Here is a 17,932-nt window from a genome sequence, read left to right as displayed (position 1 = left end):
AGACCAGCGTCTTTGCGGGGAACGTGACAATCTGTTTCGCTGCATTACCCATTGGGCTTAGCGACGGAAAGCGTGACGGGCCGATGCCCCGGAACGGAGGCGTTTCCGGTCATCGGCCCGCGTAACGGCCTGTCACAAAAGCGTCGTAATCACCGTTGCCGTCGCGCCACGCGGCATCAGCGCGCGGGTCGCGGCGAAGGTGCGACGTCAGCAACTAGCTCAACGTAGCGAGAATACTCGCTGCATCGCTGACTTCGAATTTGCCGGCGGCCTCGACGTTCAGCGTCTTGACCACGCCGTCGTCGACCACCATCGCGTAGCGCAGGGAACGAATCCCCATGCCGCGCGCCGACAGATCCTGCTCCAGACCAAGCGCCCGTGTAAAAGCCGCACTGCCGTCCGCCATCATGCGCACCTTGCCCGAGGTGTGCTGATCGCGTCCCCACGCGCCCATGACGAACGCGTCGTTGACGGACACGCACCAGATTTCGTCGATGCCGGCAGCGCGCAACTGCTCGGCATGCTCGACATAGCCCGGTACATGTTTGGCCGAACAGGTCGGCGTGAACGCGCCAGGCAATCCGAAGATCACCACGCGTTTGCCCGCCGTCTGCTCGCGCACGTCGAAACTGTTCGGTCCGATCGTGCAGCCCGCCCGGTCGTCTTCGACATACTCGAAGAGCGTCGCGTCGGGCAGCTTTTCACCTTCCTTGATCATGCTCAGTCCTTTGCATCGATGCGAAGCACGCTCGCACGTCCTCGTGTCGCAGTGAATATCGGTTCGGCCTTTTCAACTATAAGCCACACCGTGCGGCGGCAGTCACTTCGTCCGCCTCGCGAATCCGCAGAGGGCAGTTGCCCCTGCCGCGAACCAGACGATACGCGACCTGCTTGCCGTTCACCCGCCACGCTCGTGCGTTCGTCCGCCAGCGCTGCACTTGCGACCTCAGTCGCAGCGCGGCAACGAAGCCTGCCCGTGCGCTCAGTCCGCCTGCTTGCGCAGGAATGCAGGAATGTCGTACGTATCGACGCCCTTTTCCTGCAGCGCCTGCACGTGCGAGGCCGCCGTGTCGCGCGACGTGCGCCACACCGCCGGCGTGTCGAGCGCGCCGTAGTCGGCCGTGCTGGCATGGCCTGCCGCCGGTGCGTACGCTGCGTGCGCCATCGCGCCGACCGGCTGGTTGTCGGTGCCGGTGCGCAGCAGCGTCATCGGTGCCGATTGCTGCTTCTTCGCCGCGCGGCCGAGACCCGTTGCCACGACCGTCACGCGCAGCGCGTCGCCCATTGCATCGTCGTACACGGCGCCGAAGATCACCGTCGCATCTTCCGCGGCATAGCTCTTGATCGTGTTCATCACTTCGCGCGTTTCCGACAGACGCAGCGAACGGCTCGACGTGATGTTGACCAGCACGCCACGCGCGCCCGACAGATCGACGCCTTCCAGCAGCGGGCTCGCGACGGCCTGCTCGGCCGCGAGACGCGCGCGATCGACACCGGCAACCGTCGCCGTGCCCATCATCGCCTTGCCCTGCTCGCCCATCACGGTCTTCACGTCTTCGAAGTCGACGTTGACGAGACCGTCGACGTTGATGATTTCCGCAATGCCCGCAACCGCGTTGTTCAGAACGTCGTCAGCGCACTGGAAGCACTTGTCCATCTCGGCGTCGTCGCCCATCACCTCGAACAGCTTGTCGTTCAGCACGACGATCAGCGAGTCGACGTGATCCTCCAGTTGTTGCGAACCGGCTTCCGCCACGCGCATCCGCTTGCCGCCTTCGAATTCGAACGGCTTGCTGACGACGCCGACGGTCAGAATGCCCATTTCCTTCGCGATCTGCGCGACGACCGGTGCCGCGCCCGTGCCCGTGCCGCCACCCATGCCGGCGGTGATGAACACCATGTGCGCGCCGCGCAGTGCGTCGGCGATGCGCTCGCGTGCTTCTTCAGCGGCGGCGCGGCCCATTTCCGGCTTGGCTCCTGCGCCCAGACCCGTGTTGCCGAGCTGGATCACCGCGGTTGCGCGCGAACGCGACAGCGCCTGCGCGTCCGTGTTCATCACGATGAAGTCGACGCCTTGCACGCCTTTGTTGATCATGTGCTGAACGGCATTGCCGCCAGCGCCACCGACTCCGACGACCTTGATGATGGTGCCGCTCGTTTCGGTTTCCAGCATCTGGAATTCCATGTTGCCTCCGTCAAGATAAAAAGTTACTGCCACTCGGCGTTATCCGGCAGGAGATCGGGCAACCTCCTGTCGCGCACCGGCCGCCGGCACCAGCGCGAATTTCTCGAAACCCCTGGTCAGAAGTTGCCGAGGAACCAGTCCTTCATGCGCGAGAACACCTGTCCCATCGACCCCGACTGCACTGCAACCTTGCGCCCGCGCATGCGCTGCGAGCGCCCTTCGACGAGCAGGCCCATTGCCGTCGAATAGCGCGGATTGCGCACGACGTCGGCGAGACCGCCCGCGTACTCCGGCACCCCAATGCGCACCGGCTTCAGGAAAATGTCCTCACCGAGCTCGACCATGCCGATCATCATCGACGCGCCGCCCGTCAGCACGACGCCCGAACTCAGCAACTCCTCGTAACCCGACTCGCGCACCACCTGCTGCACGAGCGAAAACAGTTCTTCGACGCGCGGCTCGATCACCGCCGCCAGCGCCTGGCGCGACAGCGTGCGCGGACCGCGTTCGCCGAGACCCGGCACTTCGATCATCTCGTCCGGATCGGCGAGCGCCTGCTTGGCGATGCCGTAGTCGACCTTGATGTCCTCGGCATCCGGCGTCGGCGTGCGCAGCGCCATTGCGATGTCGCTGGTGATCTGGTCGCCGGCGATCGGAATCACGGCGGTGTGGCGGATCGCGCCTTCGCTGAAGATCGCGATGTCCGTCGTGCCGCCGCCGATGTCGACCAGCACCACGCCCAGTTCCTTTTCGTCTTCCGTCAGCACCGCCAGCGACGACGCGAGCGGCTGCAGAATCAGATCGTTCACTTCGAGGCCGCAGCGTCGCACGCACTTGACGATGTTCTGCGCCGCGCTGACCGCGCCGGTGACGATATGCACCTTCACTTCGAGGCGGATGCCGCTCATGCCGATCGGCTCTCGCACGTCTTCCTGGCCGTCGATGATGAATTCCTGCGTGAGGATATGCAGCACCTGCTGATCGGTCGGGATGTTGATCGCCTTGGCCGTTTCGATCACGCGCGCCACGTCCGCCTGCGTGACTTCCTTCTCCTTGATCGCGACCATGCCGCTGGAATTGAAGCTGCGGATATGGCTCCCGGCGATCCCGGTGAACACGTTCGTGATCTTGCAGTCGGCCATCAGCTCGGCTTCCTCGAGCGCGCGCTGAATCGACTGCACGGTGGCTTCGATGTTCACCACCACGCCCTTCTTGAGCCCCTTCGATTCGCTCTGGCCGAGACCGATCACCTCGTAGTGACCCTCGCCCTTCAACTCGGCGACGATGGCCACTACCTTCGACGTCCCGATGTCGAGGGCGACCAGCAGATCCTTATAGTCTTTACTCATAGCGTGCTCAGTGCGTGTGATGTCCGTTTACTTCTTGCCCTTGTCGGGTTCGCTGATGAAGCGCATGCCAGCGGCACGAATCGCGAAACCGTTCGGATAGCGCAAGTCCGCATTCTCGATATCCTTTCCCCAACGTTGCGTCACCGCGCCCCATGCCGCGGTCAGGCGTTTGCTGCGATCGGCCAGCGTGTCCTGATTGCGTTCGCGGCCCAACTCCACCTGCGTGCCGTTCGACAGCTTCACCGTCCACGCGTAGCGCGGCGACAGCGTCACTTCCTCGGGCGTCGCGTTGATCGCCGCGAACCACTTCTGGAAGTCGTGATAACGCGCGACGACTTCCTTCGCCGTACCGTCCGGGCCGTCGAACGCGGGCAGTTCTTCGTCGAGCTCGCCCTGGTTCGCGGTGAACAGTTCGCCGTCGACGCTCACCAGCTGATCGCTGCCCCACGTCCCTAGCGGCTTGTACTCCTCGAGCGTGACAGCCAGTGCATTCGGCCACACGCGCCGCACGCTCGCGTGACGCACCCACGGCATCTGCTCGAACGCCTGACGCGCGGCGTCGAGATCGACCGTGAAGTAGTTGCCCTTCAGGCGCCCCACAACGCCGGCGCGCACCGTCGGCGAATTGATGTGCTCGGTGTCGCCGTCGATCTGGATCTCGCGCAGCGCGAAATTCGGGCGCTGGATCATCCAGTAACCGCCCGCCGCCAGCAGCACGAGCACCAGCAACGCGTGCAGCGCGTTGGTGGCGAGATTGAGCTGGCGAACGTTGTTCCACATGGTGTTGCTTGCGCTTACCCTGGTTAATCCTGCAGTGTCAGCGCCAACACGCCGACCACGAGTTCCTGATAGCTGATGCCGACCGCGCGCGCCGCTTTCGGCGGCAGCGAGTGATCGGTCATGCCGGGCGCCGTGTTCACTTCGAGGAAGTACGGCTTGCCTTCGCCATCGAGCATGAAGTCCGCGCGGCCCCAGTCGGTGCAGCCGAGCACGTCGAACGCGCGGCGCGCGAGCACCTTCAGGCGCGCTTCTTCTTCGGCGCCGAGACCACAGGGAATCAGATACTGCGTGTCGTTGGCGATGTACTTCGCGTGATAGTCGTAGAACTCGCCGGCTGGCACGATGCGGATCACCGGCAGATCCAGATTGCCGGCGATGCACGCGGTGTACTCGCCGCCGCCTTCGATGCTCTTCTCGACCACGACGATACGGTCGTATTTCACGGCCTCGATCAGCGCGGCCGGCAGCGCGTCCGCGCTCTTCACCTTGATCACGGCGACGCTCGAACCTTCGCTCGCCGGCTTGACGAACAGCGGCAGGCCGAGCTTCGCGACGATCTCTTTCGCGCGAGCTTCGTAGTCGTCACCGCGCAGCACCGCTTCGAACGGCGGCGTCGCAATGCCGAGCTGCTGCCACACGAGCTTGGTGCGGAACTTGTCGAGTCCGAGCGCCGAGCCGAGCACGCCGCTACCGGTGTAGCGGATGCCGTAGAAATCGAGCGCGCCCTGGATCTGGCCGTTTTCGCCGTAGCCGCCATGCAGCGCGTTGAACGCGCGCACGAAGCCCTCTTCCTTCAATGCCGACAGCGGACGCTCGGCCGGATCGAACGGATGCGCGTCGACGCCGGCGTCGCGCAGACCCTGCAGCACCAGGCGTCCGGAATTGAGCGACACCTCGCGCTCGGCCGAATTACCGCCGAGCAGCACTGCCACCTTGCCGAATTTTTTGGGATCGATACTGCTCATCTCACACCTTCAGTTCCTGAGCGAGGCGACCCGGCACACCGCCGATCGAACCCGCGCCCATCGTAATCACCACATCACCGTCGCGCACCACCGTAGAGAGCGCGTCCGGCACTTCATCGACCGTATCGACGAACACCGGCTCGACCTTGCCCGCGACACGCAGCGCGCGCGCCAACGCGCGGCCGTCCGCCGCGACGATCGGCGCTTCGCCGGCCGCATAGACTTCGGTCAGCACGAGCGCGTCGACGGTCGACAGCACTTTCACGAAATCCTCGAAGCAATCACGCGTGCGCGTGAAGCGGTGCGGCTGGAACGCCAGCACCAGGCGCCGACCCGGAAATGCGCCGCGCGCCGCCGCCACCGTGGCGGCCATTTCGACCGGGTGGTGACCGTAGTCGTCCACCAGCGTGTAGGAGCCCGCGGCCTGGCCGTCGCTGACGACCGGCACTTCGCCGTAACGCTGGAAGCGTCGGCCGACGCCGTTGAAATCCGCGAGCGCTCGCTGGATATCGGCATCTTTCACTTCAAGTTCAGTCGCAATTGCAATTGCGGCCAACGCGTTCTGCACGTTGTGCTCGCCCGGCAGGTTCAACGTGACGTCGAGCGGCGCCGCGTCTTCGCGCATCACGGTGAAATGCATGCGCCCTTCGCGCGCTTCGACGTTGACCGCGCGCACCTGTGCATCGGCCGCGAACCCGTAGCGGATGATCGGCTTCGACACGAACGGCAGGATCTCTTTTACGTTCGGATCGTCGACGCACAGCACCGCGATGCCATAGAACGGCAGACGGTGCGTGAATTCGATGAACGCCTGCTTCAGACGCGCGAAGTCGTGACCATAGGTATCCATATGATCGGCGTCGATGTTCGTGATGACTTCGATCACCGGGAACAGGTTGAGGAACGACGCGTCCGATTCGTCCGCCTCGGCGACGATGAAGTCGCCGGTGCCCAGACGCGCATTCGCGCCCGCACTGATCAGCCGGCCGCCGATCACGAAGGTCGGATCGAGCCCGCCCGCGGCGAGCACGCTCGCAACCAGCGACGTGGTCGTGGTCTTGCCGTGCGTGCCGGCGATCGCGATGCCCTGCTTCAGACGCATCAGTTCCGCAAGCATCACCGCGCGCGGCACGATCGGAATGCGGCGATGACGCGCGGCCAGCACTTCCGGGTTGTCGCTGCGCACCGCGGTCGACACCACCACCGCGTTCGCGCCTTCGATGTTCTCCGCCGCGTGCCCGATCGAAATGCGCGCGCCGAGCCCGGCGAGGCGCTCGGTGACCGCGTTGCCCGACAGGTCCGAGCCGCTCACCTGATAGCCGAGATTGACGAGCACTTCGGCGATGCCGCTCATGCCGACGCCGCCGATGCCGACGAAATGAATATGTTTGACGATGTGTTTCATTGCTTTCCTTCTGGGCTCACGCCCGCCATCGAACCCGCACCCGCCACCGTCGCGCAGATCTGCGCGACCTGTTCGGTGGCATCCGGTTTCGCGAGCGAGCGCGAACGCTCCGCCATTTCCGCGAGACTTTCCCGCGTCTGGCTACGCAACCAGTCGGCGAGCTTTTCCGCCGACAGATCGCGTTGTTGTACGACCAGCGCCGCGCCGTTGTCGGCGAGAAACGCTGCATTAGTGGTCTGGTGATCGTCGACCGCGTACGGGAACGGCACGAACAGCGCCGCGACGCCGACCGCCGATATCTCCGACACCGTCATCGCGCCCGAGCGGCAGATCACCAGGTCGGCCTGCGCATAGGCGCTCGTCATGTCGTCGATGAACGGCACGAGCGACACGTCCGCGCCTGCCTGCAAGCCTGCGGCCGCATAGTTCTCGCGCAGCGCATCGATATGCTTCGCGCCCGCCTGATGCACGATGCGCGGTCTTTCATTGGGCGCTAACAGCGCGACCGCGCGCGGGACGACTTCGTTCAACGCGGCGGCGCCGAGGCTGCCACCCACGACGAGCACGTTCAGCGGACCGTTACGCTGCGCGTAGCGTGCTTTGGGTGCATTCGCGCGCGCAAGTTCCTCACGAATCGGATTGCCGGTCCATTCGCCGTGCGGCAGCGCATTCGGAAACGCGACCAGCACGCGCTTCGCGAGCTTCGCGAGCACCTTGTTCGCGAGACCGGCGATCGAATTCTGTTCGTGTAGCACCAGCGGGCACCCGCTCAACGCGGTCATCAGCCCGGCCGGGAACGTGATGTAGCCGCCCATGCCGAGCACGACATCGGGCTTCACGCGACGCAGCACGCTCAGGCTCTGCGTGCACGCGCGCAGCAGATTCACCGGCAGCATCAGCTTGGTCTTCAGCCCCTTGCCGCGCACGCCGCCGAAGCGCACGTACTCCATCGGAATGCCGTGCTTCGGTACCAGCGTCGCTTCCATGCCCGCGGGGTTGCCGAGCCATACGACTTTCCAGCCCCATGCCTGCATCAGATGCGCGACCGCGAGCCCCGGGAACACATGTCCCCCGGTGCCGCCGGCCATCACCATCAGCGTGCGTTGTGGCGTGAGGGTCATACCTTCCCTCCACGCATCAGCACACGATTTTCGTAATCCACCCGCATCAAAACGGCGATCGCCACACAGTTCAGCAAAATGCCCGAGCCACCGTAGCTAACGAGCGGCAGCGTGAGACCTTTGGTCGGCAGAAGACCGAGGTTTACGCCCATGTTGATGAAGGTCTGCGCGCCGAACCAGATGCCGACGCCCTTCGCGACGAGACCCGCGAACGTGCGATCGAGTGCGAGCGCCTGACGACCGATCTCGAATGAACGGCGCACGATCCAGTAGAACATCAGGATCACGACGAGCACGCCGACGAAACCCAACTCCTCGCCGATCACTGCGAGAATGAAGTCGGTATGCGCTTCGGGCAGATAGTTGAGCTTCTCGACGCTGCCGCCGAGACCGACGCCGAACCACTCGCCACGCCCGAACGCGATCAGCGAGTGCGTCAATTGATACGCTTTGCCCTGTGCGTAGCGATCGTCCCATGGATCGAGGTACGCGAAGATCCGCTCACGACGCCAAGGCGAAGCCCACACCAGCAACGTAAATGTTCCCACCGCGGTCGCGACGAGGCCGCCGAACAGCTTGCCGTTCACGCCGCCGAGGAACAGCACGCCCATCGCGATCGCCGCGATCACCATGAACGCGCCCATGTCCGGCTCGAGCAGCAGCAGCGCGCCGACCAGGCCGACCGCGACCGCCATCGGCAGAAAGCCCTTGGCGAAACTGTGCATGTATTCCTGCTTGCGCACCGTGTAGTTCGCCGCGTAGATCGTCACCGCGAGCTTCATGATTTCCGACGGCTGCATGTTCGTGATGCCGAGCGGAATCCAGCGGCGCGCACCGTTCACACCCTTGCCGACGTGCGGAATCAGCACGATCACGAGCGCGACGAGCGAGATCAGGAAAAGCTTGGGCGCGTACTTGTCCCACGTCGAAATCGGAATGCGGAACGAGACGATGCCGACCGCCGAGCCCATCAGCACGAAGACGATCTGGCGCACGAGGAACGCCCAGTCGCGATACGACGCGTACTTCGGCGAATCGGGCATCGCGATCGACGCCGAGTACACCATCACGATGCCGAGTCCGAGCAGCGCGACGACGACCCACAACAGCGAGTGGTCGTAGTCGAGCATGCGCGAGCGCAGCGGCCGCACGCCGTTGACCGCGCTCGCGAGTCCGCTGCCACCCGTGCGGGTCGACGTGCGGGAAGACGTACCTGCGGCGGCGCCGTTGCCGCCGGTGGCTTCGCGCGAGCCGAAACGTTCCGACCAGCTCATATCATCGTCCCCCGTTCGGCCGCGATATCTTCGACCGTGCTGCGGAATACCGCTGCACGGTGTGCGTATCCCTTGAACATGTCGAAGCTCGCGCACGCGGGCGACAGCAGCACCGCGTCGCCGGGCTGCGCGATTGCAGTGGCCGCGCGCGTCGCTTCTTCGAGCGTCGCGTGATCGGTCATCGCGACGCCGCAATGTTCGAGCGCCGCGCGAATTTGCGGCGCGTCGCGGCCGATCAGCATCACCGCGCGGCACCAGCGCATCACCGGCGCGGCGAGCGGCTCGAATTGCTGGCCCTTGCCGTCGCCGCCCGCGATCAGCACGACGCGTTGCGCGAGACCGTCGAGCGCGGCGACCGTCGCGCCGACGTTGGTGCCCTTGCTGTCGTCCACGTAGTCGATGCCGTCGATCGACGCGATCAGTTCCACGCGATGCGGCTCGCCGCGATATTCGCGCAGGCCATGCAGCAGCGGTGCGCCGGGCAGACCGATCGCGCGCGCGAGCGCGTACGCGGCCAGCGCGTTCGCCGCGTTGTGCAGGCCGCGGATGCGCAGCGCGTCGGCTGGCATCAGACGCTTCAGCGCGATGTCGGGCGTTGCGGCTGCTTCGTTCTTGCGACGGCGCTTCGGCGTGGGCTCATCGCTCGCGTCGCGATCTTGCGCCTCGACGAGCCACACCATGCCGTTCTCGCGCAACAGGCCGTAGTCACCGTCGTTCTTCGGCTCGGTCACGCCGAACGTGATGACCTCCGCCTCGCCGCTGGTGGGCCCGAGCGACATCACACGGGCGTCGTCGCGATTCAGCACGCGCACCGTTCGTGTACCGAAGATGCGGCCCTTCGCGGCCGCGTACGCATCGAGTCCGCCGTGCCAGTCCAGATGATCCTGCGTGATGTTGAGCACGGCCGCCGCGTCCGGCGTAAACGTATGCGAGGTCTCCAGCTGGAAGCTCGACAGTTCGAGCACCCACACGTCGGGCAGCGCGGTCTGATCGATCGCTTCGGACAGCTTGTCGAGCAGCGACGGGCTGATGTTGCCCGCCACCGCGACCTTCTTGCCCGCGCGTTCGCACAGCAGGCCGGTCAGGCTCGTCGTCGTGGTCTTGCCGTTCGTGCCGGTGATCGCGATCACCTTCGGCGCGTAGCCGGATTCGCCGAGCGTGCGCAGCGCCTGCGAGAACAGTTCGAGCTCGCCCCACACTGGAATGCCCTGCTCGCGCGCCGCCGTGATCAGCGGCAGCAGATCGGCGGCGAGCGGCGACAGCCCCGGGCTGATCGCGACCAGTTCGACGCCTTCGAGCAGCACCGGCGAAAACGGACCGCCGACGAAATCGGCATCGACACCATGCGCTTCGAGAGCGGACAGGTTCGGCGGCACTTCGCGCGTATCTGCCACGCGCAGCCGACAGCCGTGCCTGGCGCACCAGCGCGCCATCGCGAGACCGGATTCACCCAGTCCCAGCACGAGCACCATCGGCTTTTGCCGATCCCGAAACTTCTCGCCGAACATCGCCTGCTTCCTTAAATACTGCTGCTTAACGCAATTTGAGAGTGGACAAACCGAATAGGCACAACATCAACGTGATGATCCAGAACCGCACGACCACCTGTGTTTCCTTCCAGCCCGACAATTCGAAATGGTGATGCAGCGGCGCCATCTTGAAGAAGCGCCGCCCTTCGCCGTAACGGCGCTTCGTATACTTGAACCACGTGACCTGCAGCATCACCGACAGCGTCTCCGCAACGAAAATGCCGCCCATGATGAACAGCACGATTTCCTGACGCACGATCACCGCGACCGTGCCGAGCGCGCCGCCGAGTGCGAGCGCGCCGACGTCGCCCATGAACATCTGCGCCGGGTGCGTGTTGAACCACAGGAACGCAAGTCCCGCGCCGCCCATCGCCGAACAGAAGATCAGCAGTTCGCCCGCGCCGGGAATGTGCGGAAACAGCAGGTACTTCGAGTAGACCGAGCTGCCCATCACGTATGCGAATACGCCGAGCGACCCGCCGACCAGCACGACCGGCATGATCACGAGTCCGTCGAGGCCGTCGGTTAGATTCACCGCGTTGCTCGCGCCGACGATCACCAGATACGTCAACACGATGAAGCCCCACACGCCGAGCGGATAAGTGATCGACTTGAAGAACGGCAGCAACAGGTCGGCGCGCGCCGGCAGGCCCATCGACAGGCCACTGCGCACCCACGCCATGAACAGGTCGAACACGCGCACGTTGCTCGCCTCGGACACGCTGAACGCGAGATACACCGCCGCGAACAGGCCGATCACCGATTGCCAGAAATACTTCTCGCGCGATGACATGCCGCGCGGGTCCTTGTAGACGACTTTGCGGTAATCGTCGACCCAGCCGATCACGCCGAAGCCGAACGTGACGAGCATCACGATCCAGATGAAGCGGTTGGTCAGATCGGCCCACAGCAGCGTGGCCACGCCGATGCCGAGCAGGATCAGCACGCCGCCCATCGTCGGCGTGCCCGATTTGACGAGATGAGTTTGCGGGCCGTCCTTGCGAACGGCCTGGCCGACCTTCATTGCGGTCAGCTTGCGAATGACCGCCGGGCCGCAGACGAGCCCGATCAGCAACGCGGTGATGGTCGCCATCACCGCGCGAAACGTCAGATAACTGAACACGCGCAAGAAGCTTGCGTCATTCTGCAGCCATTGCGCCAGCGCCAGTAGCATGCCTGGATCCTTCTTTTAATGTGCGGCGGGCGTCGAGCCCGCGGCATTGGGTTGTGGACTCGTAACGGCGTCCACCACGCGCTCCATTTGCATGAAACGCGAGCCTTTCACGAGAAGCGTTGCGGCAGCGCCGAAGCCGGCCTGCTGCAATTGCGCGACCAGCGCGCCGACATCGGCGACGTGGTGCGCGCCCTCGCCGTACGCGGTGCAGGCGTCGCGCGAGGCGTCGCCCATCGCATACAGCGCGTCGATACCGCGCTCTTTCGCATACGCGCCGATTTCGCGGTGAAACGCCGGGCCGTTGTCGCCGACTTCGCCCATGTCGCCCATCACGAGCACACGCGGCGATTCACGCGACGCGAGCACGTCGATCGCGGCGCGCATCGAATCGGGATTCGCGTTGTAGGTGTCGTCGATCACGGTTGCGCCCGCGAGCGAGCCGAGCGCGGCCTGCTTGACCTGCAGACGGCCCTTCACCGCGCCGAACGATTCGAGTCCGCGCTGGATCGCGTCGAGCGACACACCCGCGGCCAACGCGGCCGAGGTCGCCGCGAGCGCGTTGTGCGCGTTGTGATCGCCAAGCACCTGCAGCGTCACGTCGAGATGGCCTTGCGGCGTGTCGATGCTCAAACGCTTGCCGTCGAACGTGCCCTGCACCGCGGCTTCGGTGGTGCGCTCCGCGCTGTTCAACGCGAAATCGATGATGCGGCTGCCGGTAGCGGCGACGCGCCAGATGCTCGCGTACGCGTCGTCGGCGGGGAACACTGCGGTGCCTTCCGGTGACAGCGCGTGAATCACGCTCGCGTGTTCGAGCGCGACCGCTTCGACGGTCGCCATGAATTCCTGGTGCTCGCGCTGCGCGTTGTTGACGACCGCGACCGTCGGCTCGGCGAGCTTCGCGAGCTGTTCAGTTTCGCCCGGATGGTTCATGCCGAGCTCGACCACCGCGAGCCGATGCGCGGCATGCAGACGGAACAGCGTGAGCGGCAGGCCGATGTCGTTGTTGAAATTGCCGGCGGTGGCCAGACGCGCGTCCGCGCCGACCGCGGCCGCGAAGATCGACGCGATCATTTCCTTGACCGTGGTCTTGCCGTTGCTGCCGGTGACCGCGACGAGCGGCAGGTCGAACTGACGACGCCAGCCGCGCGCGAGCGCGCCGAGCGCTGCGCGCGTATCGGCGACGCGAATCGCTGGCACGCTCCAGTTCTCCGGCGTGCGCGCGACCAGCACGGCCGCGACGTTGCGCTCGGCGACTTGCGGCAGGAAGTCGTGCGCGTCGAATCGATCGCCCTTGATCGCGATGAACAGATCGCCGGGACCGGTGCTGCGGCTGTCGGTCGACACGCGTTCGAAGCGCACGCTGTCGTCGCCGCTGACGCTCGCGCCGGGAATCTGCGCGGCGGCTGCTCGTAGCGAGAACATCGTCATTCGCCACCTCCGCGAGTTTGTGTGGCCCGCGCGGCGAGCGCGAGGCGGGCGTGGTCCTGATCGGAAAAAGCGCGTTTCTTGCCCATGATTTCCTGTGTCGCTTCGTGCCCCTTGCCGGCCAGCACGATCACGTCTTCACGCGCGGCACCGCGGATCGCCTGCAGGATCGCGCTCGCGCGGTCTTCGACGCGGCGCGCCTGCGACGCATCCTGCATGCCCGCGGTAATTTGCTCGATGATCGCGAGCGGGTCTTCGCTGCGCGGGTTGTCGCTCGTCACGACGACGTGGTCCGCCAGCCGCTCGGCGATCGCGCCCATCAACGGACGCTTGGTCGCATCGCGGTCGCCGCCGCAGCCGAACATGCAGACGAGTTCGCCGCCGCGCGCGGTCGCGATCGGGCGCAGTGCCTCGAGCGTTTTTTCGAGCGCGTCGGGTGTGTGTGCGTAATCGATCACGACGAGCGGCTCGTCGTTTTGCAGTCGGCCGCCCAAACGCTGCATGCGGCCGTTCACCGGTTCCAGCTTTGCGAGTTCGGCGAGCGCCGCGCCGAACGGCACGTCCGCGGCGAGCAGCACGCCGAGCACAGCAAGCAGATTGCTGACGTTGAAGAGGCCGAGCGTTTGCACTTCGACGTCGGCGTTGCCCCAGTCCGAGGTGCTCAGATGAAACGCGGTGCCGGTCGCGGTCGCACGCACGTTCGATGCGGTCAGCCACGCGTCCGCTTGTGGCGCATTCGTGGCGCCGGCGTCGCCATGCTCGCCCTCGATGCCATAAGCGATGGTGCGAGCGTGACCACGCGTGCTCGCGAGCAAACGCCGGCCGGCGGCATCGTCGCGATTGATCACGGCCGCGCGCAGCTCGGGCCATGCGAACAGGCGCGCCTTGGCGGCTTCATAGGCCTCGAACGTGCCGTGATAGTCGAGATGGTCCTGCGTCAGATTCGTGAACACCGCGATGTCGAAAGCGGTGCCGTTCACGCGCCCCTGATGCAGCGCATGCGACGACACTTCCATCGCCACCGCCTGCGCGCCCGCGTCACGCAATTGCGCGAGGCTGCGCTGCAATTGCGGTGCGTCGGGCGTCGTGAAGCCGGTGTGCACGAGCTGACCAACGAGGCCCGTGCCGAGCGTGCCGACGATCGCACAGCGCGTGCCGCGCGCGGACAGCGCCGCGGCGACCCACTGGCTGCAAGACGTCTTGCCGTTCGTGCCGGTGATGCCGACCGCGAGCATCGCGTCGCTCGGATCGCGATACCACGCGCTCGCGATCGTGCCGGCGAGTTCGTTCAAAGCCGGTACCGCATGCGCGACGGACGCGTCGAGCTTGCCGGTGAAGCCTTCGGGTTGCACGAGCACGGCGGCCGCGCCGCGCTCGATCGCCGCGTCGATGAACGCGCGGTTGTCCGCGCCATCGACCGCGTACGCGAAGAATGCGTCGCCGGCCGCGAGCGAGCGCGTGTCGGCGTGCAGATGCGCGCCTGGCTGCACGTGCGCGCGCAGCCAGGCGAGGGCGTCGGCGATCTGCCGGTGCGCTGGATGTTGCTCGCGCAGCGCGCTCATCGCTCGACTCCTGGATGGGTTTTCTGGTTGGCGGAAATGGTCACCTTCTTCACGCCCGGGTTCGTCGGCAGCTTCTTCGCCCCGGACGGCGCCGACGGCGCGCCGGGCGCGGGCGGCGCCGAATCGTCGGACACCACCATCTGCTTGACCGGCATGTCGGGCGGCACGTTCAGCGCCCGCAGCGTATCGCCGACGATGCCCGAGAACACCGGGCCCGACACCTGGCCGCCGAAGTGGCTACCCGCCGTCGGCTCGTCGACCGACACTGCAACGACGATGCGTGGATTCGGCATCGGCGCCATCCCGACGAACGACGCGCGATATTTGGAGTGGTCGTAGCCGTGCGGTCCGTGCTTGTACGCGGTACCGCTCTTGCCGCCGACGCGATAGCCGGGCACCGCCGCATCCGGCGACGTGCCTTGTGCCGACACGACGGTTTCGAGCATCGCGCGCACTTCACGCGCGGTGGTCGGCGAAAAGATCTGCGGACCGGTGGCCGGCTGGTCGCCCGGCGCGTGGAAGATCGTCACCGGCATGATCTGGCCGTCGTGCGCGATCGCGGTGTACGCGCGGCCGAGCTGGAACAGCGACACCGACAGGCCGTAGCCGTACGACATCGTCGCCTGCTCGATGCGGCGCCAGCTCTTCCACGGACGCAGGCGGCCCGCCGCCGCGCCCGGAAAACCGACCTTCGGCGCCTGGCCGAGACCGATGCTGGTATACATATTCCACATTTCTTCGGGCCGTAGCTGCATCGCGATCTTCGTCGCGCCGATGTTGCTCGACTTCTGGATCACGCCGCCGACCGTCAGCACGCCGAAGCCGCTGTCGTCGGTGATCGGCGCGCCGTCGAGTACGAAGTGACCGTTGCCCGTATCTACCAGTGTAGTCGGCGTCACCCGGTGCAGATCGAGCGCGAGCGACACCGTGAACGGCTTCATGATCGAGCCCGGCTCGAACGTGTCGGTCAGGATGCGGTTGCGCAGCTGCTCGCCGGTCAGGTGCGAGCGGTCGTTCGGGTTGTAGGTCGGGTAGTTGACGAGCGCGAGCACTTCGCCGGTGCGCACGTCGATCACCATCGCCGCGCCGGCCTTCGCCTTGAATTTTTCGACGGCCGCTTTCAGGTTCGTATAGGCGATGTACTGGATCTTGCTGTCGATCGACAGGTCGACGTCCTTGCCATTGTGCGGCACGACCTGCTCGTCGACGTCCTCGATGATGTGACCAATCCGGTCCTTGATCACGCGACGGCTGCCCGAGGTGCCCGCGAGCAGCTTCTGGTCGCCGAGCTCGACGCCTTCCTGGCCCTCGTCCTCGACGTTGGTGAAGCCGATCAGGTGAGCGGTGATCTCGCCTTCCGGATAGAAGCGCTTGTACTCGGCGCGCGAGTAAATGCCGGGGATGTCGAGCGCCGCGACTTTGTCGGCGACGTCCACCGGCACCTGGCGCTTCACGTAGACGAAGGTCTTGTCTTCCGACAGCTTCGAGCGCAGTTCCTTCGTCGTCATGCCGAGCAATTTGCCGAGCGCGTCGAGCTTGTCGGCGCCGAGGTCGTCCGGCACCGATTCGGGAATCGCCCAGATTGCGCGCACCGGCAGACTCGTGGCGAGCACGAGACCGTTGCGGTCGAGAATCTTGCCGCGCGTGGCGGGCATGTCGATGCGGCGCTGATAGCGGATTTCGCCCTGCTTCAGATAGAACGCGTTCCCCGGCCCCTGAATCCAGAACGCGCGCCCGGCGAGCGCGACGAACGCCATGAACAGCAGGAACACGACGAGCTTCGAGCGCCACATCGGCAGGCGCACCGACAGAATCGGGTTGGCCGAGAACGCAACGCTCTTGTGCGCCGACGATTTTTTCATCGCGTGGCTCCGCGACGGGCTGCAACCGGCGCCGAGGCCGGCGCGGAAGTCGGAATGGGGGCGTCGAGCGCCGTTGCGGCACCCGGGGCGAGCGTCAGGTACTGCGTGCGGCCCGTGGTGGCCGATTGCATCTTCAGCGAGGCGGTGGCGAGTTGCTCGATGCGCGACGTTTTGGACAGCGCGCTCTGCTGATATTGAAGCTGCGAATAGTCCTGCTGCAGCTGACGCTCCTGCGACTGCGCGCGCTGCAGCTGGATAAAGATCTGACGCTGCTGATTGGTCGCGTTGACGACCGACAAGGCGCAGCCCATCACGATGATCAGCAGGAAGATATTGAGGCGGTTCATGGCGCGATCCGCTCCGCCACGCGCATCACGGCAGAACGGGCGCGCGGATTGTCGGCGACTTCAGCGTCGCTCGCAAAGACGCGGCCGATGATCTTGAGCGGAGGGCTCGGCAGGTCGACCGCGCGGATCGGCAGGCGGCGGTCGACCGCCGGCGTACTTGCGTGCGCCTGCATGAATCGCTTGACGATACGGTCCTCGAGCGAATGAAAGCTGATGACCACCAGCCGCCCCCCTTGCTCCAACAACGACAACGCTGCTTCTAGAACGACTTGCAGCTCCGCAAGCTCTTGATTGACGTGAATCCGTATAGCCTGAAAGGTGCGGGTTGCCGGGTCCTTGCCCTTCTCACGGGTTTTGACGACGTTAGCCACGATTTGGGCAAGCTCGCCCGTGCTGACGAGAGGCCCAAGACGGTCGGACTCTGCCCGGCGAGCAACAAGCGCCTTTGCAATCTGAAAAGCAAACCGTTCTTCCCCATAATCTCGTATCACCTCCGTCAGTTCCTGCACCGTAGCCCGCGCGAGCCAGTCAGCCGCGGATTCGCCGCGCGTCGGGTCCATCCGCATGTCGAGCGGGCCGTCGGCGCGGAAGCTGAAGCCCCGCTCCGGATCGTCGACTTGCGGCGACGACACGCCCAGATCCAGCAACACCCCCGACACACGCCCTACCCCGCGCTCCGCCATCGCGGCGCGCAGTGAAGCAAAACTCTCGTGGACGATGGCAAAGCGCGGGTCGGCGATCTTCTGCGCCGTCGCGATCGCGAGCGGATCTTTATCGAACGCGATCAACCGCCCCGCTTCACCAAGCCGCTCAAGTACGAGGCGGCTATGGCCGCCACGGCCGAACGTGCCGTCCACATACGTGCCGTCGGCGCGCGTGACCAGCGCATCGACCGCTTCGTTCAACAGCACCGTGCGATGCTGCAATTCGTTTCTCATCGCAGAAGCCATATAA

The 17,932-nt window shown here is 65.4% G+C and carries 15 protein-coding genes; all 15 read right to left on the bottom strand.

The genetic code is table 11. The features are described 5' to 3' along the window. Positions 1-214 precede the first annotated feature (214 nt). The 15 genes from VSR82_RS26635 to rsmH all read right to left on the bottom strand — a co-directional run bounded on the left by VSR82_RS26635 (position 215) and on the right by rsmH (position 17,928). Positions 215-718: a peroxiredoxin gene (locus VSR82_RS26635; RefSeq protein ID WP_013090605.1), complete on the bottom strand. Its 504-nt coding sequence runs from the start codon at positions 716-718 to the stop codon at positions 215-217. A 264-nt stretch (positions 719-982) separates the two neighbouring features. Next, positions 983-2,185, bottom strand: coding sequence for a cell division protein FtsZ (ftsZ, locus tag VSR82_RS26630; protein WP_013090606.1), 1,203 nt, complete (start codon positions 2,183-2,185; stop codon positions 983-985). Between the two features lie 116 nt (positions 2,186-2,301). Then, positions 2,302-3,534 (bottom strand): cell division protein FtsA, encoded by a 1,233-nt coding sequence (gene ftsA, locus VSR82_RS26625; RefSeq protein ID WP_008921172.1) that lies wholly within the window; start codon positions 3,532-3,534, stop codon positions 2,302-2,304. A 27-nt stretch (positions 3,535-3,561) separates the two neighbouring features. Then, positions 3,562-4,314, bottom strand: coding sequence for a cell division protein FtsQ/DivIB (locus VSR82_RS26620; protein ID WP_410848654.1), 753 nt, complete (start codon positions 4,312-4,314; stop codon positions 3,562-3,564). A 23-nt stretch (positions 4,315-4,337) separates the two neighbouring features. Next, positions 4,338-5,279 carry a D-alanine--D-alanine ligase gene (locus tag VSR82_RS26615; protein WP_429457841.1) on the bottom strand — a complete coding sequence of 314 codons (942 nt, stop codon included), beginning with the start codon at positions 5,277-5,279 and terminating at the stop codon, positions 4,338-4,340. A gap of 1 nt (position 5,280) precedes the next feature. Further along, positions 5,281-6,684: a UDP-N-acetylmuramate--L-alanine ligase gene (murC, locus tag VSR82_RS26610; RefSeq protein WP_368586819.1), complete on the bottom strand. Its 1,404-nt coding sequence runs from the start codon at positions 6,682-6,684 to the stop codon at positions 5,281-5,283. After that, a complete protein-coding gene (gene murG, locus VSR82_RS26605; protein ID WP_429457839.1) occupies positions 6,681-7,805 on the bottom strand; it encodes an undecaprenyldiphospho-muramoylpentapeptide beta-N-acetylglucosaminyltransferase in 1,125 nt (374 codons plus the stop codon). The genes murC and murG overlap by 4 nt, the downstream gene beginning before the upstream one ends. Continuing rightward, positions 7,802-9,079: a putative lipid II flippase FtsW gene (gene ftsW / locus VSR82_RS26600; RefSeq protein WP_176121921.1), complete on the bottom strand. Its 1,278-nt coding sequence runs from the start codon at positions 9,077-9,079 to the stop codon at positions 7,802-7,804. The genes murG and ftsW overlap by 4 nt, the downstream gene beginning before the upstream one ends. Next, positions 9,076-10,587, bottom strand: a complete 1,512-nt coding sequence (gene murD, locus VSR82_RS26595) for a UDP-N-acetylmuramoyl-L-alanine--D-glutamate ligase (RefSeq protein ID WP_429457837.1) — start codon at positions 10,585-10,587, stop codon at positions 9,076-9,078. Before murD ends, ftsW begins: the two co-directional genes overlap by 4 nt. A 25-nt stretch (positions 10,588-10,612) precedes the next feature. Beyond that, complete coding sequence (gene mraY, locus VSR82_RS26590; protein ID WP_176104980.1) at positions 10,613-11,782, bottom strand: phospho-N-acetylmuramoyl-pentapeptide-transferase; 1,170 nt, start codon at positions 11,780-11,782, stop codon at positions 10,613-10,615. Positions 11,783-11,797: 15 nt separating this feature from the next. Next, a complete protein-coding gene (locus VSR82_RS26585; protein WP_429457835.1) occupies positions 11,798-13,210 on the bottom strand; it encodes a UDP-N-acetylmuramoyl-tripeptide--D-alanyl-D-alanine ligase in 1,413 nt (470 codons plus the stop codon). Beyond that, on the bottom strand, positions 13,207-14,769 hold the full coding sequence (locus tag VSR82_RS26580) for a UDP-N-acetylmuramoyl-L-alanyl-D-glutamate--2,6-diaminopimelate ligase (protein WP_429457833.1): 1,563 nt from the start codon (positions 14,767-14,769) through the stop codon (positions 13,207-13,209). The genes VSR82_RS26585 and VSR82_RS26580 overlap by 4 nt, the downstream gene beginning before the upstream one ends. Continuing rightward, a complete protein-coding gene (locus tag VSR82_RS26575; protein ID WP_368624204.1) occupies positions 14,766-16,631 on the bottom strand; it encodes a peptidoglycan D,D-transpeptidase FtsI family protein in 1,866 nt (621 codons plus the stop codon). Before VSR82_RS26575 ends, VSR82_RS26580 begins: the two co-directional genes overlap by 4 nt. After that, the gene (gene ftsL / locus VSR82_RS26570; RefSeq protein ID WP_368586825.1) at positions 16,628-16,978 is read right to left on the bottom strand and encodes a cell division protein FtsL; all 351 of its coding nucleotides are present in this window, start codon (positions 16,976-16,978) and stop codon (positions 16,628-16,630) included. Before ftsL ends, VSR82_RS26575 begins: the two co-directional genes overlap by 4 nt. Further along, complete coding sequence (gene rsmH, locus VSR82_RS26565) at positions 16,975-17,928, bottom strand: 16S rRNA (cytosine(1402)-N(4))-methyltransferase RsmH (RefSeq protein WP_176104975.1); 954 nt, start codon at positions 17,926-17,928, stop codon at positions 16,975-16,977. The genes ftsL and rsmH overlap by 4 nt, the downstream gene beginning before the upstream one ends. Positions 17,929-17,932: the final 4 nt, after the last annotated feature.

Origin of the sequence: Burkholderia sp. JPY481 (assembly GCF_038900515.1) — a bacterium.
GTDB classification, from domain to species: Bacteria; Pseudomonadota; Gammaproteobacteria; order Burkholderiales; family Burkholderiaceae; genus Paraburkholderia; species Paraburkholderia youngii.
This window is presented reverse-complemented; position numbering and strand designations above follow the sequence as displayed.